The sequence below is a fragment of the Brachybacterium sp. AOP24-D1-21 genome (assembly GCF_052378665.1).
Taxonomy (GTDB): Bacteria; Actinomycetota; Actinomycetes; order Actinomycetales; family Dermabacteraceae; genus Brachybacterium.
Genome location: NZ_JBQSXX010000001.1, coordinates 1,853,523 through 1,873,305, shown reverse-complemented (window position 1 = coordinate 1,873,305; position 19,783 = coordinate 1,853,523). Strand labels below are relative to the sequence as shown.

18 protein-coding genes and 2 pseudogenes are annotated in these 19,783 nt (G+C 68.4%); 11 read left to right on the top strand and 9 right to left on the bottom strand.

The window, feature by feature from the left end; genetic code table 11:
• Positions 1–111: 111 nt before the first annotated feature.
• Positions 112–1,167, top strand: coding sequence for a TlpA family protein disulfide reductase (locus tag ACT3UF_RS08405; RefSeq protein WP_441445924.1), 1,056 nt, complete (start codon positions 112–114; stop codon positions 1,165–1,167).
• A gap of 15 nt (positions 1,168–1,182) precedes the next feature.
• On the opposite strand, the gene ACT3UF_RS08400 is transcribed toward ACT3UF_RS08405, so the two are convergent.
• Complete coding sequence (locus ACT3UF_RS08400; RefSeq protein WP_441445923.1) at positions 1,183–2,685, bottom strand: choice-of-anchor G family protein; 1,503 nt, start codon at positions 2,683–2,685, stop codon at positions 1,183–1,185.
• A gap of 374 nt (positions 2,686–3,059) precedes the next feature.
• Between ACT3UF_RS08400 and ACT3UF_RS08395 the strand changes: the two genes are divergently transcribed.
• Positions 3,060–3,566 (top strand): arsenate reductase/protein-tyrosine-phosphatase family protein, encoded by a 507-nt coding sequence (locus ACT3UF_RS08395; protein WP_441445922.1) that lies wholly within the window; start codon positions 3,060–3,062, stop codon positions 3,564–3,566.
• Here ACT3UF_RS08395 and ACT3UF_RS08390 read toward each other — a convergent pair whose 3' ends face one another.
• From ACT3UF_RS08390 to manA, 3 genes are read right to left on the bottom strand one after another with little or no spacing between them, the layout of a single operon-like run.
• Complete coding sequence (locus ACT3UF_RS08390) at positions 3,567–4,712, bottom strand: hypothetical protein (RefSeq protein ID WP_443420875.1); 1,146 nt, start codon at positions 4,710–4,712, stop codon at positions 3,567–3,569.
• Positions 4,709–4,996, bottom strand: a complete 288-nt coding sequence (locus ACT3UF_RS08385; protein WP_443420876.1) for a PqqD family peptide modification chaperone — start codon at positions 4,994–4,996, stop codon at positions 4,709–4,711. The genes ACT3UF_RS08390 and ACT3UF_RS08385 overlap by 4 nt, the downstream gene beginning before the upstream one ends.
• Positions 4,993–6,207 (bottom strand): mannose-6-phosphate isomerase, class I, encoded by a 1,215-nt coding sequence (gene manA / locus ACT3UF_RS08380; protein ID WP_444608257.1) that lies wholly within the window; start codon positions 6,205–6,207, stop codon positions 4,993–4,995. The genes ACT3UF_RS08385 and manA overlap by 4 nt, the downstream gene beginning before the upstream one ends.
• Positions 6,208–6,328: 121 nt before the next feature.
• On the opposite strand from manA, the gene ACT3UF_RS08375 reads away from it, so the two are divergent.
• Complete coding sequence (locus ACT3UF_RS08375; RefSeq protein WP_441445918.1) at positions 6,329–7,162, top strand: nucleotidyltransferase family protein; 834 nt, start codon at positions 6,329–6,331, stop codon at positions 7,160–7,162.
• On the opposite strand, the gene ACT3UF_RS08370 is transcribed toward ACT3UF_RS08375, so the two are convergent.
• The 4 genes and pseudogenes from ACT3UF_RS08370 to ACT3UF_RS08355 all read right to left on the bottom strand — a co-directional run.
• The gene (locus ACT3UF_RS08370; RefSeq protein ID WP_444608256.1) at positions 7,062–7,673 is read right to left on the bottom strand and encodes a VanZ family protein; all 612 of its coding nucleotides are present in this window, start codon (positions 7,671–7,673) and stop codon (positions 7,062–7,064) included. The two genes, ACT3UF_RS08375 and ACT3UF_RS08370, sit on opposite strands and share 101 nt — an antisense overlap.
• Before the next feature lie 2 nt (positions 7,674–7,675).
• Complete coding sequence (locus tag ACT3UF_RS08365; RefSeq protein ID WP_444608255.1) at positions 7,676–9,196, bottom strand: sugar transferase; 1,521 nt, start codon at positions 9,194–9,196, stop codon at positions 7,676–7,678.
• A gap of 190 nt (positions 9,197–9,386) precedes the next feature.
• Entirely contained in the window at positions 9,387–9,536 is a 150-nt protein-coding gene (locus ACT3UF_RS08360) for a hypothetical protein (RefSeq protein ID WP_441445915.1), read from the bottom strand.
• 277 nt (positions 9,537–9,813) lie between these two features.
• Positions 9,814–10,131, bottom strand: a pseudogene (locus ACT3UF_RS08355) (IS3 family transposase); the annotation flags it as partial.
• Between the two features lie 4 nt (positions 10,132–10,135).
• On the opposite strand from ACT3UF_RS08355, the pseudogene ACT3UF_RS08350 reads away from it, so the two are divergent.
• From ACT3UF_RS08350 to ACT3UF_RS08320, 7 genes and pseudogenes are all read left to right on the top strand, one after another.
• Positions 10,136–10,453 (top strand): annotated as a pseudogene (locus ACT3UF_RS08350) (transposase); the annotation flags it as partial.
• 121 nt (positions 10,454–10,574) lie between these two features.
• Positions 10,575–11,987: an IS1380 family transposase gene (locus ACT3UF_RS08345; protein WP_444502887.1), complete on the top strand. Its 1,413-nt coding sequence runs from the start codon at positions 10,575–10,577 to the stop codon at positions 11,985–11,987.
• Positions 11,988–12,530: 543 nt separating this feature from the next.
• Complete coding sequence (locus ACT3UF_RS08340) at positions 12,531–13,817, top strand: ISL3 family transposase (RefSeq protein ID WP_444608114.1); 1,287 nt, start codon at positions 12,531–12,533, stop codon at positions 13,815–13,817.
• The gene (locus tag ACT3UF_RS08335) at positions 13,818–15,044 is read left to right on the top strand and encodes an acyltransferase family protein (protein ID WP_444608412.1); all 1,227 of its coding nucleotides are present in this window, start codon (positions 13,818–13,820) and stop codon (positions 15,042–15,044) included. It abuts the gene before it with no gap.
• Positions 15,045–15,102: 58 nt separating this feature from the next.
• Positions 15,103–16,404, top strand: coding sequence for an IS256 family transposase (locus tag ACT3UF_RS08330; protein ID WP_444607969.1), 1,302 nt, complete (start codon positions 15,103–15,105; stop codon positions 16,402–16,404).
• 195 nt (positions 16,405–16,599) lie between these two features.
• On the top strand, positions 16,600–16,728 hold the full coding sequence (locus tag ACT3UF_RS08325; RefSeq protein WP_443335418.1) for a hypothetical protein: 129 nt from the start codon (positions 16,600–16,602) through the stop codon (positions 16,726–16,728).
• Between the two features lie 31 nt (positions 16,729–16,759).
• A complete protein-coding gene (locus tag ACT3UF_RS08320) occupies positions 16,760–17,257 on the top strand; it encodes a hypothetical protein (RefSeq protein ID WP_429179881.1) in 498 nt (165 codons plus the stop codon).
• A gap of 46 nt (positions 17,258–17,303) precedes the next feature.
• Here ACT3UF_RS08320 and ACT3UF_RS08315 read toward each other — a convergent pair whose 3' ends face one another.
• A complete protein-coding gene (locus ACT3UF_RS08315; protein WP_073884858.1) occupies positions 17,304–18,590 on the bottom strand; it encodes an ISL3 family transposase in 1,287 nt (428 codons plus the stop codon).
• Between the two features lie 451 nt (positions 18,591–19,041).
• On the opposite strand from ACT3UF_RS08315, the gene ACT3UF_RS08310 reads away from it, so the two are divergent.
• Positions 19,042–19,626 (top strand): phospholipase A2, encoded by a 585-nt coding sequence (locus ACT3UF_RS08310; RefSeq protein ID WP_114359131.1) that lies wholly within the window; start codon positions 19,042–19,044, stop codon positions 19,624–19,626.
• The last annotated feature ends 157 nt before the right edge of the window (positions 19,627–19,783 follow it).

Below are 19,783 nucleotides of genomic sequence, written 5' to 3'. Positions count from 1 at the left end.
GATGCGCCGTGGGCGAACGGCTGGTCTGCCCCCGTTCCGGCGGGCGTCGATGCCCGACAATGGGGTCTGACGCCGTCCCGAAGGCCGGGCCGACGCGAGGAGGCTCCCCGAATGGCTGTGCTGCTGTCGGCACCGATCCTGCTGTCGATCACCCTGCTGATCTCCGGGCTCGCGAAGCTCGGTGCGCGCGAGGGGACCCAGGATGCGATGCGCTCGCTGCGCCTCCCGCTGCCGACGATGCACGCCTCGGTCGCTTCGGTGCTGCCGGTGACGGAGATCGTGCTCGCGCTCGCGATCTGGATCCCGGCCCCGCCGCTGCAGGTGCTGCTGACGGGGCTCGTGGCGGCTCTGATGTTCACCTATCTGGTGATCATCGCGCGGGCGCTGACCTTCGAGGAGCAGGTGCACTGCTCCTGCTTCGGCACCCTCGCCTCCCCCACCGTCTCCCGCACGACGCTGGTGCGGAACGTGCTCCTGAGCGTGCTGGGCCTGCTGGCCGTGGTCGCGGCGGCGAGCGGCGCGATGACCACTCTCCTGGTGCAGGCGCCGATGGGGCTGATCGGTCTCGGGATCGCGCTGCTGATCGCGATTGCGCTGACGGCCACCACGATCGGCGGCAGTGTCGCCGAGACCGATGCCGACGCCGCGACCGCTGCCTCCACTGCCGCGGCCGACGTGGACGAGGACGAGCTGCTGGACTACGAGCGCTCCCCGATCCCGGCGGCGGTCCTGCAGCAACCTGACGGCCGCCTGATCACCCTCACCCAGCTCACCGCGCAGCGCGCGGCGCTGCTGGTGTTCGTCACCGAGGGCTGCGGGCCGTGCGAGCGGGTGCTGGACCACGCCGAGGAGTGGATCGGCGAGCTGGAGCAGACGCTGCAGGTGCGGTTCGTGTTCTCCCGCCCGCTGGACCAGCTGCGCGAACGGACCACGGACCGCGTCACCGACCACGCCCTCCACGACCTGCAGTTCACCGCCCGCACCGCCCTCGGCGGCACGAGCGCGCCGAGCGCAGTGCTGCTGGGGGCCGACGGACAGCTCGCCGGCGGCCCCGTCAACGGCGGGAGCGCGGTGATCGAGTTCGTGCAGGAGATCCGAGAGCAGCTGGCAGAGGCGCAGCAGAGCCCCGTCGACGGCGAGCAGGAGATGGACTGGCCCGCTCCGTGAACGGGCCAGTCCTTCTCACGCGCTGCGCACCAGGTTCTCTCCGCCGCTTCCCCGTCCGAGGTAGACATCGAGCAGATCGATCCCGCCTGCGTCGACCGCGCCGATGTGCAAGGCAGCGACGTCAAACTGCCCGTCCAGAAGGGCCGCAAGATCATCCGGCACGGCACCGGGCTCGCCGTTCTGCGCATTGATGGTCAGCACCACGACTTCGGTCAGAACGGTGAAGAGCCCCTGCAGAAGGAGGTTGAGCGCCCCGGTGAGGGGCGTGAGCGCTCCGGCCGCAAGGATCGCGTCGCGGATGGTCGTTCCGATGACCGACAGGATCGCAGAGGTGAGCCCCAGGAGCGACGGCTGGACGGTCGCATTGCCGCTGACCAGGTCGGCGAGACTCCCGGTGATCGTGACAGGAATGAGGCCCAGGAGCCCCCGAACCCGGATGTCGACTCGGATCGCACCGAGGACGGCGTCGACAAGGGTTCCGACCTCTCGCGCAAGCGCATCGGTGGGCAGAGGAGCGTCGGTGAAGAGTCGAGTGTTCGGCGCGAGGCTGTTGAGCCAAGGGGACGCAGTGGTGCCCTCGTAGGCACCGCCCAGGAGTGCGCCGAGATCGACGGTGACCACTGCCGGGTTGGACAGTGCCAGCTTCACCGGCCGTCCGGCGCCAGCGGGGAGTTCCGCGGTGTCGAGCGACAGGCTGAGCGAATCCACTCGGAGCAGAGCGTTCACAACAGTAAGGCTGTTGAGCGTGTTCACCAGACCCGAGGTGAGCCCGCTGAGAGTGCCGTTGATGGTGCCGACCGTCGCACCGACCGTAGGCGATGTGAGTTCGGCCTTCAGATAGGAGACGAGGTAGTCGCGCTCCAGGTCAGCCGGCGGGTTGCAGAGCGAGCTGAACTGGGTCCGCCCGGCGACCGCACCGATCGAGAGCTCGGCGTCCGTCACGGCGGAGAGGAGGTCCGCGGTCCCGCTGCCGCCGATCTGGCTCACCACCGTATGGAGGTCGAGGGAGGCGAGCTCGGGCCAGCCGTCGGAGGGCTCGAGACGGATGGACCCGTCATCCGCGACCGCACCGCTGGCTCCGCGCACAGTGCCATCCTGGTTCGCGTAGCCGTACTGGTTGAGAACACCCGTGTCAGTGTTGAAGTTGAGCAGATCCGACAGCGTGTCGGCCAGGCCGGTGAGGTTCAACTGCACCGCGTTGAGGACGCCCGCGGAAAGCGGGTTGGTCTCCTCGTCAGAAGGCGGCGTCGTGGCGTCGACCTCGGCCGTGGCACCGTTGACCGAGGCGACGGCATCCAGATCCGCGGACAGGATCGAGCCGCTGAGAAGCCTGCCGGTGCCGGTGGAGTCGTAGAGAGTCCCAGCAGGGTCGCACTCGCCGGGGCTGGCCGCCATCGCCGGCGCGCTGAGCGAGAACGCAGCGACGGGGGTCGCCCAGGCCGCGCCCTTGACGAGGGAGCGGCGGGTGAAGGCGGAGTGTCCGACCTCGGCGGGGCGGACACGGGAGGGTGCGGTCACGGAAACCTCTTTCGGGCACAGGCGTTCCGGCGCCTCACCTCACGAGTGGCCGGGGCGCGTCCAGTGGACGACGGGGGACGCTTCGCTCCGGGCGCACCAGCGGGCGCCTTCCGAGGGAGGCGCTCTCAGGCGGACAGGTGCGACGGCGGACCGTCACGCCCCCGATATTGACATGCCCTCGGCGAATAGAAACGAGGGCGGTCACGATTCTTCATCTCCGACACCCTTCCGTGACCTTACCGCCCAGTAAGTTTTCCGCGTCGCCACTTTTATCTGGACATTTCTGACAAGTCACCTGTGGCGTCTAGTCTGTGCGCATGAGCTCTCCCGCCCCCGCGCACCGCCCTGAGCCGCAGCCACCCTCGGTCCTGTTCGTGTGCACCGGCAACGTCTGCCGTTCTCCCTTTGCCGAACATCTGCTGCGCGATCGACTGCCTGGCAACCGCGCCGTGAGCAGGGGCATCTTCGCCCTCGAGGGCAGTGCGATGGAGTCACAGATGGCGGGCGAGCTCTCCGCGCGCGGGGTCGACCCGCAGGGCTTTCGCGCCCGGCAGGTATCCGCCGCGGACCTCGGGGCGGATCTGATCCTGACGATGTCGCGTCGACAGCGTGCCTACCTTCTGGATGAATTCCCTGCCGCAGCCCGGCGCATCGGACATATGGGACACATTCCAGAACTCGTTCGGATGGCGTCGGAGAATCCGGACGCTCCGCTGAAGGAAATCATCTCCGCGTGGACGCGCCGCGCGATTCCCCCGGGCCTCGACGTCCCCGATCCCTACGGCAAGGACGCGGCGCAGGCGGCACGGACGGCCGCGCTGCTGACCGAACGGGTGGAGCAGCTGGTGCCGGTGCTGCGCCGGGGCATCCTCCCCCTCTGATCAGCCCTCACGGGCCCAGCCGTGGTCCACGAGCTCCGCGACCGTGCCGCGGACGAGGGCCGCGCTCTCGGGGTGCTCCCCGATCTCCTCGACCACCAGTTGCTCGAGCTGGTCGAAGGCGAGAGGGCCCGCGTCGGCGAGCAGGTCCCAGACCAGTCCCGCGAGGCCCGGCAGGTGGATCGCGCCGTGCTGGCCGAGCACGAACAGCCCGGACTCGACGGCGAGCGCCTGGCGGAACGGAGCGGCGGCGATCGTGCCGGGTGCCGGCACCGCGTCCTCGCCGCCGGCAGCATCGCTGGGCCGCGGCGCGATCTCGACCGTCTCGACGTGCTCGGGCGGCGGCAGGCGGCGCAGCAGCTCCTCGAGCTCGGCGGCTTCCCGGTAGCGCACCTCCAGAGCGCCGCCCACGGAGTCCAGTAGCTCGGCGAGCGCGGCGAGGCCTCCGGGCACCTCCCACAGGGAGGAGGTCTGCGGCACGATCCGGGTCAGTGCCTCGGACAGCGGCACCCGCGTCACCGAGGACCCCTCCCCCAGCCCGCCCTCGTCCTGGATCCGCTCGAGCAGCAGCACCATCGCCGGTGCCAGGGCGGCCGCTTCATCGGCGGCGCGCAGGCCCAGGCCCGGCAAGGCGAGATCCCGCTTCGCGCCGAGCTCCGGATCGTGCTTGGAGACGGGCTTGGGATACGGGGTGATCGCGAAGCTGCCGGGGGTGATGATCGTCAGCTCGTCGGTGAGATAGGCGCCGCCCCGTCCGAGCAGGGAGGAGGCGGTGGACTTCCCCGCCCCGGACGCGCCGACCAGCACGAGGGTGCCGAGCTCGGGGTGGCAGACGGCCCCGGCGTGGAGCAGCAGGCGGGTGCCGATCAGTCGGCGGATCACCTCGCGGGTGAGGTGGCCGGAGATGGTGTAGCTCGCCTCGGGCCGCGCCTGCAGCGGGACGGTCCCGGCGGGGAGGTCGCCGCCGGCGAGCGCGTAGTCGAGGCGGATCTGCGGCATCGCACCGTCGTCGTCGGCGGAAAGCAGGTGGGACCACAGGGTGTCGATCTCCTCGGCCACGGCCTCCAGGCCGGGCCCGAAGGTGAGCAGCACGCTGTGGCCGGCGACCTCGAGCCGGGTCGCGGCGATGGTGGTGGGCGCGGCGGTCACGCGGCGTCCTCCTCGATCGTCTCGAGAATCCCGCCCGTATCGAGCTCGGCGAGGAAGCTGGTGATGATCTGCTCGGCGTCGGCGGGCACGCCGTCGACCTCCTGCCGCAGCCGGTCGGCGAGCTCGGCGGGACTCGCCGCGCGGTCCGGCATCTCGGCGAGCAGCTCGAGCACGAGGGCGCCCACGCCCTGGATGCGGGTGATCGGCCCGTGGGGCAGCGCCCCCACCCACAGGCCCTCCCCGTCCCAGTCGCTGACCAGAGGGCGCAGCCGGTAGCGGGTCACGGGACGCTCGCCTGGACGAAGCGGCCGGAGCCGCCGGCGTGGAGCTGACCGGCGGCGGCGGGCACGAACAGGGCCTTGCCGGCGGTGAGCACGTGGCGGCCCAGGTCGCTCTGCAGCAGCACCTCCCCCTCGAGGCCGAGGAGGGTGCGGGGCCCGCCGCCGGGGACGCGGTGGCGGGTGCGGAAGGTGCCGGGCGGATCGGTGAGCGTCGTCAGCGACAGCTCGAAGTCATCGACGGGCGCGTAGTAGGCGACCGACGTCGCGTTCTGCCGCTCCGGCGCGACGCGCAGCGGCGGCGCGGCCTGCACGCTCACGCACTGAAGCATCTCGTCGGCGTCGACCTTCTTGGGGGTCAGTCCCGCGCGCAGCACGTTGTCGCTGGCGGCCATGATCTCCAGGCCCACGCCGTGCAGGTAGGCGTGCAGGGTCCCGGCGGGCACGAACATCGCCTCGCCGGGGCGGAGGGTGACGGGGTTCAGCAGCAGCGCGGCGACCACGCCGGGGTCGCCCGGGTGGTGCTCGGCCAGCAGCGCGACGGTCTGATCGATGCGCGGGGAGGGCGAGTGGCCGGACTCGGCACGAGCCCGGCATGCCTCGACGACCTGCTGGACCGCCTCGGGGTCCGGGCGCATCGCAGAGGAGACCAGGGTGCGGAACGCGGCGCGCATGCCGTGGGCGGTGGGACTGCGGGTGAGGAGGGTGTGGAGGCGGTCGGTGAGGTCGGTGCCGAGCCCCTGCAGGAGCGCGGCGGCGCGGCGCGGGGTGCGGAACCCGCACAGCGCGGTGAATCGGGTCAGCGCGATCAGCATCTCGGGCTTGTGGTTGTCGTCGCGGTAGTTGCGCAGCGGCGACTCGAGCGGGAGCCCGGCCGCGGTCTCCGCGGCGAAGGACTCCTGGGCGTGCTCGCGATCGGGGTGGACCTGCAGGGACAGCGGCTTCTCCGGCGCGATGACCTTCAGCAGATAGGGCAGTCGGGCGCTGAACGCGCGCTCCACGCCGTCGCCGAGCATGCGGCGCGGGTCCGCGGCGATCGCGGCGTCGAGCCCGGCGCCGGCGTCCTGCCCGGTGGCGAGGGTGGAGGGCGCCAGCGGGTGCGCCCCGTACCAGGCCTCGGCCCAGGGGGCGCCGTCGGCGGGACGGCCCAGGAACTCGGGGATCGCGGTCGTCGATCCCCAGTCGTAGTGCTGGATGCGGCTATCGAGCTCCCACACGTCCGCTCCCCCTTCCCTTCTCGTTCCTGCGTCCTTCTGCGCTCATGACGAGCGTCCTCGCGCCCGTCGGCGCCGCTGTCGATCCTGCGGCCAGGGGCCGACGGCTCCTACACTTCCCCCCATGACATCCCCTGTGCAGGTGCCGGTGCCCGTGCGTCTGCGCATGGCCCATGGCTGCCTCGACCATATTGCCCGAGGTGCGGGTGTGAGGATCCTGCATCTCAAGGGCGAGGCGCTGCATCCGCTGCTGGCCGAGGGCCGCGCCGGCTCCTCGGACTGCGACGTGCTGGTGGACCCGGCGCAGGTCGCGACGCTGGTGGCCGCGCTCGAGGCCGACGGGTGGGAGCAGGTGACCACCTTCGAGCACGGCAGCGTGTTCGCGCATGCGGCGACGTTCCACCATCGCGTGTGGGGCACGGCCGATCTTCACCGCGCCTTCCCGGGTCTGGACCGGGATGCGGCGGCGACCTTCGAGCAGCTGTGGGCGCGCCGGGAGAGTGTGGATCTCGGCGGCGCTGCGTGCGCGGTCCCGGATCTCACCGCGCAGAGGCTGGTGCTGCTGGTGCACGCCGCCCGCGATGCGAGCGGCCGCTCCCGTCATGACGTGCGCGTGGCCTGGACCGAGGTGGACGAGGCGGAGCGCGCGCGGATCGAGGGTCTCGCCGCCGAGCTCGGTGCCCAGGTGCCGCTCGCGCTCGCAATCGGTCGCCCGGAGACCGTGGAGGGCTTGCCCGGGGCGCGGGTGTGGCAGGCGGTGCACGACGGCGCCGCCCCGAGGGAGGTGTGGCGGGCACGCCTGCGGGACGCCGACGGCTCTTTGGCGAAGGCCCGGCTGCTGGTGGAGGCGCTGCAGGTCAATCGCGATCATCTGGGCCTCCGCCTGGGCCATGCCCCGTCGCGGCGCGAGGTGCGCCGGGAGTGGTGGGCACGCTGGGGCCGCTTCCTGCGCCGCTGAGCCCCGGCCGACGGGCCGACGCGTCGGCCGGCCGCTCCGTGCGGCGGTTCCGTGCGTGCCTCCCGGCGAGCCGTCGCACGAGCAGCCCGAGGCCGACGCCGAGCGCGGCCCCCGCGGTGTTGGCGAGGATGTCGACCAGGTCCTGCTCCCGCGTGCCGATCTCGCCCTGGTAGAGCTCGACCGCGATCGAGAGCCCCGCGCCGGCCGCCACCAACCACCAGGTGGGCACCAGCACGGCGAGCGCCGCGAAGAACGGCACGAACAGCGCCACGTTCGCGAGCGCCGCGAACATCTCCGGGGTGACCTGCTCACGCAGGCCCACGGCACCGGTGACGGCGTACCAGATCCGCACGTTCAGACGGTTCACGGCCCAGCCGTCCGAGGTCAGCAGCAGCGCGCCCGCGCCGAGCGGGTAGAGCAGCAGCACGAGCGCGGCGAGGAGGCGGAGGGGGCGGGGAAGGGCAGGGCCGGTGCGCTGCGCGGCCCCCGCCTCCGGGGCGAGCCGGGCCATCGTCAGTAGGCGCCCGAAGAGGCGAGCACGGCCTTGACCGTGCGCATGAGGATCTGGAGGTCCTGGGTGAAGGACCAGTTGTCGACGTAGTAGGTGTCCAGCCGCACCGTGTCCTCCCAGGAGAGGTCGCTGCGGCCGGAGACCTGCCACAGACCGGTGATCCCGGGGCGCACGTGCAGGCGCCGACGAGCGCCGTCGTCGTAGCGCTCCACCTCCCCGGGCAGTGCGGGGCGGGGGCCGACGAGGCTCATGTCGCCGCGCAGCACGTTCCACAGCTGCGGCAGCTCGTCGAGGGAGTAGCGGCGCAGGAAGCGTCCGGGGGCGGTGATGCGGGGGTCGTTCCTCATCTTGAACATGACCGTGTTGCCGCGGTCCTGGACGGCGCGCTCGACCATCTCGACCTTCACGGCCTCAGCGTCGGTGATCATCGTGCGGAACTTCAGGAACTCGAAGTGCTTCCCGTCGCGCCCCACGCGCTGCTGGCGGAAGATCACCGGTCCTCCGTCGTGGGCGCGGATGCGCAGCGCGATCATGGCCAGCAGCGGGGAGATCACGACGAGGACGAGCGTGGCGACGACCACGTCGAACAGACGCTTGGTCCAGCGCAGGGCCTGGCGGGCGCGGGGGAGATCCATGTGCACCAGCGGCAGGCCCGCGACGGGGCGCATCGTGACGCGGTCAGCGGAGATCTCGGTGAGGGCGGGCACCACGATGACGCCGATCCTCTCGTGCTCGAGCTTCCAGGCGGTGCGGCGGAACTCCTCGGCGCTCGAGGTGGACCCGGCGGTGAACAGGAGCATGTCCGGGGCGGCGGACTCCGCGATCGCCAGCAGGTCACGCTCCGCGCCGAGCACGGGGATCCCAAGCCGGGAGGAGTCGGCGATGCCTCCCGGGGTTACAGCACCCACGATGTCGTAGCCGAGCCACCGCTCCCGGTGCAGGGTCGCGGCGATCCCGTCGACGTGGCCGAGGGAGCCCACGGCGATCACCGACTGCCGGAAGGCCCCCCGCACGCGGGCATTGGCGAGACCGCGCCGCAGCAGCAGCCGGTTCAGCAGCAGCAGCGGCGGGCCCGCCACGAAGAACGCGAGGAAAAAGGCGCGGGAGAGCTCGAGATCCAGCAGGTAGACGAGCGCGCCGATGACGCCGAAGGCAGCGCCGGAGGCGTGGAGCACGTTGCGGTAGAGCTGGGGGCCGGAGGTGAGCTGGCGCCGGTCGTACCCGCCGAGCACCGCGATCGCGGCCAGCCAGCCCAGCGCCATGATCAGGGAGGCGCTGGCGACGTTCTCGCGAAGATCGCCGGCCGGCGGCAGGACGACCTGGCGGACGGCGAACGCGATGCCCACTGCCAGGGTGAGCGCGAGCACGTCCGCGAGGATCATGGCCGGGAGTGTCAGCAGGCGCAGGCGCGCCTCCGACGTGCGCTGGGTCCTCGTCGCGGCTCGACGGCGTGCCGCAGCGGTCCGCTCGGCGTCCAGCTCGGCCATGGTCCCCACTCCCAGGTCCCCGGGAACAGCGTTCAACAGCCCTCCACGGCTCATCGGCGACCACGGCCACCGTCTCACACCCTTCGCCGGACCGTTCGGCCCGACGCCCCGCCGCCTTGAGCGCCCGAAGGAGATAACGGGCGAAGCGACGCTTGGTTGCGACTTTAATGGTGGGTAACGAGGGATAAGCACAGTTGTTCGGAAATTGTGATCAGAGACGCTGGGCTCACCCTGGCGGCCACGCGACCGAGAGCGAGAGGTAGGTCCGTTGCGTGAGCGCGCGAGAGAGCTGGACCGGCTGCCGCGTGGTGCTCGGCGTGAGCGTGCCGGTGACGTCGGCGATGATCGCCTGGTTCGTGGTGGACCTCCAGCTCATCGGGCCGGGGCCAGCTCAGAGAAGCGGCCTGCGGATTCTCCCGGCGCGGGCCTCAGTGCCTCCAAGGGAGCAGCACCCACGGTAGTCGGATCGCCCAGAGGCCAGAGTATTGCGGTGCACCACGATTCAATCGCGTGCACGAGACACCCGGCCCACTAGCTCACGAATAGGGAAAACTGGCTCCATGACAGTCGACCCGCAGCTCATGCCCGCGCAGGCCGAAGCCTCTCAGCAAGCGCGCTCGGGACTGCCGCACGAACAGGTGACAGTTGGGGTTTCAGGCCGCGAGGTCCACGGCCGGGTTCATGATGGTCTCGTATTCGATGGGGGTCAATCGGCCCAGGCGGGCCTGTCGGCGACGGCGGTGGTAGGCACGTTCGATCCAGGTGATGATCGCGATCCGCAGCTCTTCTCGAGTTCGCCACCGCTCGCGGTCCAGGACGTTCTTCTGGAGCAGTGCGAAGAACGATTCCATCGCGGCGTTATCGCCGGCAGCGCCGACCTGGCCCATGGATCCGATGAGGTGGTGACGGTTCAGGGCGTGCACGAATTTCCGTGACCGGAACTGAGACCCACGGTCTGAGTTAAACCGAGTTCGGCTTAACTCAGATCATGGAGTCCAGTTCACCTCCTGGGTCTTCACTCAGAAGATCCGTTCAGCGGGACTGCTGCCGTCGTTCGGGACCGTCGGCGATGGCCTCGACAATGCGATGATGGAGTCGTTCTGGTCGACGATGCAGATTGAGCTGCTGAACCGGAAGAAGTGGAAGACGCGCATCGAACTCGCGAACGCGATCTTCGAGTACATCGAGGTGTTCTACAACCGTCGTCGACGGCACTCCTCCCTCGAGTACGCGACACCCCACGACTACGACCTCGCCCGCATCCCGCGGGCACTCACCACCACCGGAAGCTAGCCTCGAGATTTCACGGGGGCGCGGTCTTGGAGGGTGGACCAGATAGCGAAAGGCGCTCCTGGCCAGGGATAATACGGGTTGTCGAGACTCGCATTCATCCGCTGGAAGGAGCACCTTTCAGGTGTCCCACCCTACCTTGTTCTACTACCCTCGTCCGCGCGTGGACATCGCTGAGGTCCCGGCGGTCTCGCACGCCGGTGCGGTGCTGCTGACCGACACGATCCACGCCACCGGCCTGGCCGCTTCACTGCGGGAAGCGTTGACGCCGTGGACGAAGCCGCTGGCCGAGCATCACGGGTCGAAGGTGCTGCTGGATCTCGCCATGACGCTCGCGGTGGGCGGGGAAGTCGCCCGCGACACTGACCTGCTGCGGTGTGAACCGGGCCTGTTCGGCGACGTCGCCTCGACGCCGACGATCTCCCGCATGCTCACCACGCTCGCCCAGGACGCACCCGCCGTGATCGAGGCGATCTCTCGGGCCCGCCGGGCCGCGCGTGAACGAGCCTGGACTTTCGCCGGCGACCACTCTCCAGCCGCGAAGACCAGTGCGAAGAACCCGCTGGTCATCGACCTCGACGCCACCCTGATCAATGTCCACAGCGAGAAGGAGCAGGCCGCACCGACGTTCAAACGCGGCTTCGGCTACCACCCCCTCTGCGCCTTCCTCGACCACGGCCAGACCGGGACCGGAGAACCTCTCGCGATCCACCTCCGGCCCGGCAACGCAGGCTCGAACACGGCCAGCGACCACATCGCCGTGACCCGTCAGGCTCTCGCCCAGCTGCCGTCCGGACTGCTCTCCTCTGGCGGGCGGGGCTCGAAGAAGATCCTGATCCGCACCGATGGAGCCGGCGGCACCAAGGACTTCATCCAGTGGCTGACCACGCGGCGTCTGGCCTACTCGGTCGGGTTCTCCCTCCCCGCAAACACTCCTGGCGTGCTGGAACGTCTCGACGAGGCGAAGGCGTGGACTCCCGCCTATGACAGTGACGATGACGGGGTCCGTGAGGGCGCGTTCGTGGCGGAACTGACCGGGCTGCTGGACCTTTCCGGCTGGCCAGGCGGGATGCGGGTGATCGTGCGGAAGGAACGTCCCCATCCCGGAGCGCAGCTGCGGATCACCGATCACGAGGGGATGCGCATCACCGCGTTCGCGACCAACACCCCACGCGGACAGCTGCCCGTCCTCGAGCTGCGGCACCGCCGCCGCGCCCGGTGCGAGGACCGGATCCGCAACGCCAAAGACACGGGCCTGATGAAGTTTCCGCTGCAGTCCTTCACGCAGAACCAGATCTGGTGCCAGGTCGTCCAGCTCGCCTCCGAGCTTGTTGCCTGGATGCAGACCATCGCCTTCACCAGTGACGACGCCAGGAAGTGGGAGCCCAAACGGCTTCGCGCGCGGTTGTTCGAGGTCCCTGCGACCCTGGTGCGCCGCTGCCGGCACAAGGTCCTCCACCTCGCCCAGCACGCACCCGAAGCCGTGAAGGTCCTGACCGGCGTCAACCGGCTCCGCACCGCCGTCGCGCAGAACTGAGTAGCGAGCCCACCCGTCCCTACGACCCCCAGCACCTTCTCGGGAGTGGAACCCGACCGCCCGCAACGGACACTGCGCCGACCTGTCACGCCCGCATGCCAGAATCAGCAGCTGAACGCCGGCAACGACGCCGAACGCCCCCGCTCACCAACCCGATGAAACATCGAGGCTAGCGACCAAGAGTGGAAACCAAACCGTAGGGCAGGTCAAGATGTCACCTATTCGCGCGGCAGTCCCCTCCACCGGAGCAAAGACCCGTTTCATTCCTGAGATTCAAGGGCTTCGCACGCTGGCGCTGTTCCTAGTGGTCATCTATCACGTGTGGTTCCATCGGGTCTCCGGTGGTGTCGACGTCTTCCTCCTCGTCTCCGCATTCCTCATGACGGCGTCGGTGATCGCAGCAACTCGCCAGGGTCGGGGCTTCAATCCGGCTCTTCCCGGTTCGTGGTGATGGGGAGCGTCGCGTCGTTGACGTAGAACGGCTCGTGGTCCTGCTGTGATGGGTGTTGTCAAGACATCCGAATCTCAGAGGACCACGAGCCTGTGCACGAGAGTACTGGTTCGCAGCGTGATGCTGCGAGCACGATCTTCAACTTGCCCAATTACCGCGTCATCGATGCCGTCGACCTGCCCGACGGGGGCCGGCGGGTGGTGATCGCCTCGACCGTCCCGCCGGGCTGTCCGTCCTGCGGCGTGCTGGCGACGAAGGTCCATTCCCGCCGGTCACAGCAGGTCCGGGACGTTCCCGTCGCTGGCGCAGCGGTGGTGGTGTGGGCCAAGCGGCGCTGGTTCTGTCTGGAGCCGGCCTGTGCCCGGGGCACGTTCGCCGAGGCCACCGAGCAGATCCCTCGTTACGCACGCTCGACGACCCGACTGCGGGAAGAGGTCGTCTCGGCCGTGATCACCTCGGGCCGAGCAGCCTCCGAGGTGGCCCGGGCCCACGGCGTCTCGTGGTGGCTGGTCCAGTCCGCCCTCAGCGCCGCCGCAGTGGTCCTGCCTGACGTCGACGACGTGCGGGTAAGGCGTCTGGGGGTCGATGAGCACCGCTACCGGTCAGTGCGCTGGTTCCGCACCGACGAGGGCGCTTGGAGACGGTTCGAGCCGTGGATGACGACACTGGTCGACCTGGCCACCGGGCAGGTCCTCGGCATCGTCGACGGCAGGGACTCCAGGGCCGTCGGGGACTGGCTCGCGCAGCGCTCTGAGCAGTGGCGGGAGCGGATCGAGATCGTCGCGATCGATCCCTCGGCCGCGTTCCGCAAGGCGCTGCGGACCTGGCTGCCTCGCGCCGCGGTCTCGGTCGACAAGTTCCACCTGGTCAAGCTCGGGAACGACATGGTCACCACCGTCAGGCAGCGCCTGGCCCGCACCCATCGCGGTCGTCGGGGCCGCAAGGACGACCCGGCCTGGGCCCACCGGATGCTGCTGCTGCGCGGCGGCGACACCCTGACCCCGAGGGCGTGGGAGCGGTTGGAGAGGGTGTTCCGCACCGACGACCCCACCGACGAGCTCTCGGCCTCCTGGGGCATCAAGGAGCAGCTCCGACGCCTGCTGGCCACCGACACTCTCGCCCAGGCCTGGCAGGAGCGGATGCGGATGGGCTACTTCGTCCAGATCGCGAACATGCCCGAGGCCACGAAGCTCTACGACACCGTCGTGACCTGGTGGGACGCCATCGAGGTCCTCATCGTCACCGGCGCAACCACCGCGAAGGTCGAAGCGGGCAACACCGGCATCAAGAACATCAAACGCACCGGCCGCGGATTCCGCAACGCGGAGAACTACCGGACGCGTATCCTGCTCACCAGCGCCGCGAGAACCGTAGCGTGAATACCCGCCACAGCAGGGTCATTCACCACGAACCGCGAAGAGCCGCATTTCTGGTCGCTCTCGATCCAGGGGCAGGTATTCGTGCTGTGGGCGGTCACGCACCTCATCGCAGTCCTTGCGGCTCGGATCACGAAGATTCCACTCAGGGTGTGGCTGGCACTCGGGTTCGGCATCGTGTTCATAGGTTCCCTCACATTCAGCATGTACATGACTGAGGCCTCCCAGGAGCGGGCGTACTTCGATGTGCGGGCAAGACTGTGGGAGTTTGCGCTCGGCTCCCTCCTCGCGGTGATCGGGGAGGTCCGCATCCGTGCCTCCATTGCACGGCTCATGATCTACATCGGGGTCGTGATGATCGCGGCGTGTGGCTTCCTGCTGCCAGTTGGGACGACATTCCCAGGCATCGCGGCGCTATGGCCGCTGAGCGGAGCTGGCCTGATCCTCTTGGCGACCACGCGGCCAACATCCCGGCCCACGCTGTTGGCGCACCCTTGGCTGGTACGGGCCGGCGCCTACTCCTACGCCCTATATTTGGTCCACTGGCCGATTCTGGTGATCGCTCAATCCATGTCGAGCACGGGCCAGCTCGGCATCGCAGGAGGTACCGCCGTCCTTGCCTCATCGTGCGCGGTGAGCATTGCCCTCGTGCATGCGGTGGAGAACCCTCTCGCTCGGTTCCAGCGGTCAGGTTCGGTGTGGCGATCCGCAGGCGTCGTCGTCGCGATCTTCGCTCTCGGTGCCGCCATGCTGGTGGGGCTCAGACCCTATGTGGACAACCGTGCTGCAGCCGACCCCGGCAGCAGTGCGCGCCAGAGCTGGGCAGTGCTCGGCGGGGAGTGCGACACCGATCTGCTGGCCGAGTACTGCAGCGCGCTCCCCGGCTCTGAACCCGATGTCCCCAGGGTGACCTTCCTCGGCAGCTCCCACACCCAGCAGTACATGGCGGCGTTCACACCGACGATCGAACGTGAAGGATGGGCTGCGCAGGCGTATCTCCTCCCGGGTTGCCTGTTCCGAACCACCCCAGGAGAGGGGCGCGATCAGACCTGCTTCGAGGCATGGTCCGCCGCACGCAGCGGAGACCTGCTTGATGACACCGATGTGCTGGTCATCCTAGGAACCGCCAGCACCCCGGAGGGCGACCGCTCGAGGAATGATCAGAACCTGTGGATGACTCCCGGCGAGGGGGCGTGCAAGGGGCGCACCTTCCCGAGGATGATCTTCTAGACGAAGCAGTTCTGATCAAGGACCGGCGTTGGCTCGCTGGTTCGGGAAGGTACGCCCGATGCTCAAGATAGTCCCCGACTCCGACGAGGCCAATCAGAACGGGGCGAATCCGTCCGGCGAGTCGGTGCTCGACGCGCTTGCCCGTGACGGGGCGCGGCAGATGCTCGCGGCGGCGCTGCAGGCCGAGGTCGCCGCCTACGTCGATGCCGCGGCCGACGAGGTCGACGCCGACGGCCACCGGCTGGTGGTCCGCAACGGTCACCACGAACCGCGCGAGGTGACCACCGCGGCGGGCGCGGTGCCGGTCCGTGCTCCGCGGGTCAACGACAAGCGCACCGACGAGGCCGGGGAGCGACGTCGGTTCGCCTCGGCGATCCTGCCCGCCTGGGCCCGCAAGTCGCCGCAGGTGGCGGAGGTGCTGCCGCTGTTGTACCTGCACGGGCTGTCCAGCAACGATTTCGCCCCCGCGCTGGAGCAGTTCCTGGGCACCAGCGCAGGCCTGTCGCCCGCGACGATCACCCGGCTGACCGGCCAGTGGCAGGACGAGGCGACGGCGTTCAACACCCGGTCCTTGGCCGGCACGGACTACGTCTATGTCTGGGTCGATGGGATCCACCTCACCGTGCGGCTGTCTCAGGACAGGGTCTGCCTGCTGGTGATGATCGGGGTGCGTGCCGATGGCCGCAAGGAGCTGATCGCCCTGGCCGACGGGTTCCGCGAGTCCGCGGAGTCGTGGGCCGATCTGCTGCGTGACTGCAAGCGCCGCGGGATGGCCGCCCCGGTGCTCGCGATCGGCGACGGCGCGCTGGGGTTCTGGTCTGCGGTCCGCGACGTCTTCCCCACCACTCGCGAGCAGCGGTGCTGGTTCCACAAGATCGGAAACGTCCTGTCCGCGCTGCCGAAGTCCGCCCAGCCCGGGGCGAAGAAGGCCCTGGCCGAGATCTGGCAGGCCGAGGACCGTGCCCATGCCGAGACGGCCGCGAAGAACTTCGCCGACGAGTACGGGGCCAAGTGGCCCAAGGCCGTCGCGAAGATCACCGACGACCTCGCCGTGCTGCTGGAGTTCTACGACTACCCCGCCGAGCACTGGATGCACCTGCGCACCACCAACCCGATCGAGTCCACGTTCGCCACCGTGCGGTTGCGCCAGCGCGTGACCAAGGGTCCCGGCTCCCGCGCCGCCGGCGTCGCGATGGCATTCAAGCTGATCGAGTCCGCTCAGACCCGCTGGCGGGCCGTGAACGCTCCCCACCTGGTCGCCCTCGTCCGAGCCGGCGCTACCTTCGAGAAAGGCCGCCTCGTCGAACGCCCCGACGACCAGACCGATCATCGGCCAGGAGACCGCCAACAGGCGGCTTGATGCACCGAGCTATAGGGCTGGACATGCAGGCTCGAGGTGCGAAGTCACCCGTTGTCTTACCTACCGTCCGGTAGCCAGTGTCTCAACCGCCACGCTTTGGCATAGATCACGTTGTTCGTTATCCAAGTAGGTGCGCGCGAGCTCGCGGAATGGGGCTCGCACGCATCGCGCAAGAAACCGTCAACCGGAGGAATCATGGATCGGCGAAAGTTCTTCACCGCAACGTTCGTCGGGGCCGCCGCCGCAGAGATCGGCGAAGAAGCGGTCACAGTGCTCCAAGACATTCTCGGAGTGGGCGGCGTCGTCTCCGCCTGCTCTCTCTGACCCGTTCGTTGACCCGAAGGAATCCACTTTGATGGCAGATAACAGCGATGTCAGCGACTTCATTCCCCCGGCGTTCTCCTTCGCCCTCACGGGGCATCTTGCGACTGGGGCGGTCAAGGTTGTCGCAATTGCACTGCTGCTATGGGGGCTGGGTCTGACTGGGTGGACTGCAAGCTTTCCTGCTGGAACGGCGATCATCACGGCTGTGGTCGTGATGGTCGCCGTCGAGCTTGCCACGACCGGCGTGGAGCGAATCTTCGTTCTCCGTCACCGGCACCCGGACCCCGGAAGCGTCCCGATGACGGCGATTGTCGCCGTACTTCCGTTGCCGATCAGCTTCCTCATCGGACTGCTCTTCGGGCCGGCGTCCTCCGGGGCTCTGATCACGAGGGCTGTCACCACCGTGGTCTACTGGGCCGCCCTTGTCGTGCTAGAGCGCCCGTGGGTCGAAGGAGACACCCAAGCCGACATCCGCAAGAAGTACGAGCAGACGAACGCGATGACTGGGGAACAATTCCGGTCCGAGTGACCGGCTCTTCGCGGTTCGTGGTGAATGACCCTGCTGTGGCGGGTATTCACGCTACGGTTCTCGCGGCGCTGGTGAGCAGGATACGCGTCCGGTAGTTCTCCGCGTTGCGGAATCCGCGGCCGGTGCGTTTGATGTTCTTGATGCCGGTGTTGCCCGCTTCGACCTTCGCGGTGGTTGCGCCGGTGACGATGAGGACCTCGATGGCGTCCCACCAGGTCACGACGGTGTCGTAGAGCTTCGTGGCCTCGGGCATGTTCGCGATCTGGACGAAGTAGCCCATCCGCATCCGCTCCTGCCAGGCCTGGGCGAGAGTGTCGGTGGCCAGCAGGCGTCGGAGCTGCTCCTTGATGCCCCAGGAGGCCGAGAGCTCGTCGGTGGGGTCGTCGGTGCGGAACACCCTCTCCAACCGCTCCCACGCCCTCGGGGTCAGGGTGTCGCCGCCGCGCAGCAGCAGCATCCGGTGGGCCCAGGCCGGGTCGTCCTTGCGGCCCCGACGACCGCGATGGGTGCGGGCCAGGCGCTGCCTGACGGTGGTGACCATGTCGTTCCCGAGCTTGACCAGGTGGAACTTGTCGACCGAGACCGCGGCGCGAGGCAGCCAGGTCCGCAGCGCCTTGCGGAACGCGGCCGAGGGATCGATCGCGACGATCTCGATCCGCTCCCGCCACTGCTCAGAGCGCTGCGCGAGCCAATCCCCGACGGCCCTGGAGTCCCGGCCGTCGACGATGCCGAGGACCTGCCCGGTGGCCAGGTCGACCAGCGTCGTCATCCACGGCTCGAACCGTCTCCAAGCGCCCTCGTCGGTGCGGAACCAGCGCACTGACCGGTAGCGGTGCTCATCGACCCCCAGACGCCTGACCCGCACGTCGTCGACGTCAGGCAGGACCACTGCGGCGGCGCTGAGGGCGGCCTGGACCAGCCACCACGAGACGCCGTGGGCCCGGGCCACCTCGGAGGCTGCACGGCCGGAACGGATCACGGCAGAGACGACCTGGTCCCGCAGTCGGGTCGTCGAGCGTGCGTATCGCGGGATCTGCTCGGTGGCCTCGGCGAACGTGCCCCGGGCACAGGCCGGCTCCAGACAGAACCAGCGCCGCTTGGCCCACACCACCACCGCTGCGCCAGCGACGGGAACGTCCCGGACCTGCTGTGACCGGCGGGAATGGACCTTCGTCGCCAGCACGCCGCAGGACGGACAGCCCGGCGGGACGGTCGAGGCGATCACCACCCGCCGGCCCCCGTCGGGCAGGTCGACGGCATCGATGACGCGGTAATTGGGCAAGTTGAAGATCGTGCTCGCAGCATCACGCTGCGAACCAGTACTCTCGTGCACAGGCTCGTGGTCCTCTGAGATTCGGATGTCTTGACAACACCCATCACAGCAGGACCACGAGCCGTTCTACGTCAACGACGCGACGCTCCCCATCACCACGAACCGGGAAGAGCCGAGTGACCGGCGCTGACAGCGCCGGCCAGCAACTCCTCGGTCGAGTAGCGGAACACCGATGCGCAGGTCTTGGCAATTTCTCCGCCCGCAGAACGGAGAGCAGGCCCTTCGCGAGTTCTAGACCTCGGCGACCCTCACCCGCTGCACCCCGTCTCCCGAACTGTCCGGAGATCGCCATGTTTGCCGTTCACCATCCGGTAGCCATCTGGGCCAACGTTGTTGACATGTATCACACAATCACATATTGTGGAAGCGTGCAAAAAGGACGGACTTACCAGCGGGGGCGGCAATCTATGTTGTCACAACCACCCGAGGAAGCCTAACGTGAGGAGGGGTGATGGATACAGCGGTCCGAACAAGATTGTCTTTGAGTGTGCTAGCGTGGTTAACGATTATCGTATTGATGTTGGCGCTAGCGCCATCGCGGGCTGACGCGGAAACTACCGAGCACAGTTATACGCGCGACGGACTGACAGCAACCTGGAACTCAAGCGATTTTTCGGATCTAACTGTTACGGACACCCCCGCTACGGCCGAGTCCTCTGCCAGCAGTAAAGATAGCTACGTTGGTAATGCAATTATCGATGCATGGGAGTATTCTACATCTGCGCTTCAAGGTAGCGACCACAAGATAACCCCCTACGCACCCCCTAATGGGTGCAGCTATTCGCCGGACAGTTGGGGGGCAGCGAATTTTCGGCCCACATGTGATTCGCACGATATTTGTTACTCGAGCACCTCGGACCTTTCTCGTAAGCTTTGTGACCAGCGACTTCGTTATGGCCTTAGGGCCGCCTGTGATGCCGCATACCCGGACGGGAATCAGCAAGAGACGGCATGTTTGGGGGCAGCCAACACCTATTATCGCGCCGTACGCATATTTGGTAGAAGTCACTACGAGGGTACTGGAGACCCTGCTTGAATGGGGTGGGCATGAAGGCTGCGACCAACGCTGGTTTGGTAATTCTTATTTTCGGGCTCGTCCTGGCACTCGTATCATGCCTTTTCAATATGGTCACATCGGCCGACGGTGGCGGAGCCAACATAGGCGCGGGTATAGGCTTCATTCTGGGTCTCGC

What these genes read in the sequence shown, in the direction of transcription:
- ACT3UF_RS08405 (WP_441445924.1), top strand. Translation starts at nt 112, where the DNA reads ATGGCTGTGCTGCTGTCGGCACCGATCCTGCTGTCGATCACCCTGCTG.
- ACT3UF_RS08375 (WP_441445918.1), top strand. Translation starts at nt 6,329, where the DNA reads ATGACATCCCCTGTGCAGGTGCCGGTGCCCGTGCGTCTGCGCATGGCC.
- ACT3UF_RS08370 (WP_444608256.1), bottom strand. Translation starts at nt 7,673, where the DNA reads ATGGCCCGGCTCGCCCCGGAGGCGGGGGCCGCGCAGCGCACCGGCCCT.
- ACT3UF_RS08360 (WP_441445915.1), bottom strand. Translation starts at nt 9,536, where the DNA reads ATGAGCTGGAGGTCCACCACGAACCAGGCGATCATCGCCGACGTCACC.
- ACT3UF_RS08330 (WP_444607969.1), top strand. Translation starts at nt 15,103, where the DNA reads ATGCTCAAGATAGTCCCCGACTCCGACGAGGCCAATCAGAACGGGGCG.
- ACT3UF_RS08325 (WP_443335418.1), top strand. Translation starts at nt 16,600, where the DNA reads ATGGATCGGCGAAAGTTCTTCACCGCAACGTTCGTCGGGGCCGCCGCC.
- ACT3UF_RS08320 (WP_429179881.1), top strand. Translation starts at nt 16,760, where the DNA reads ATGGCAGATAACAGCGATGTCAGCGACTTCATTCCCCCGGCGTTCTCC.
- ACT3UF_RS08310 (WP_114359131.1), top strand. Translation starts at nt 19,042, where the DNA reads ATGGATACAGCGGTCCGAACAAGATTGTCTTTGAGTGTGCTAGCGTGG.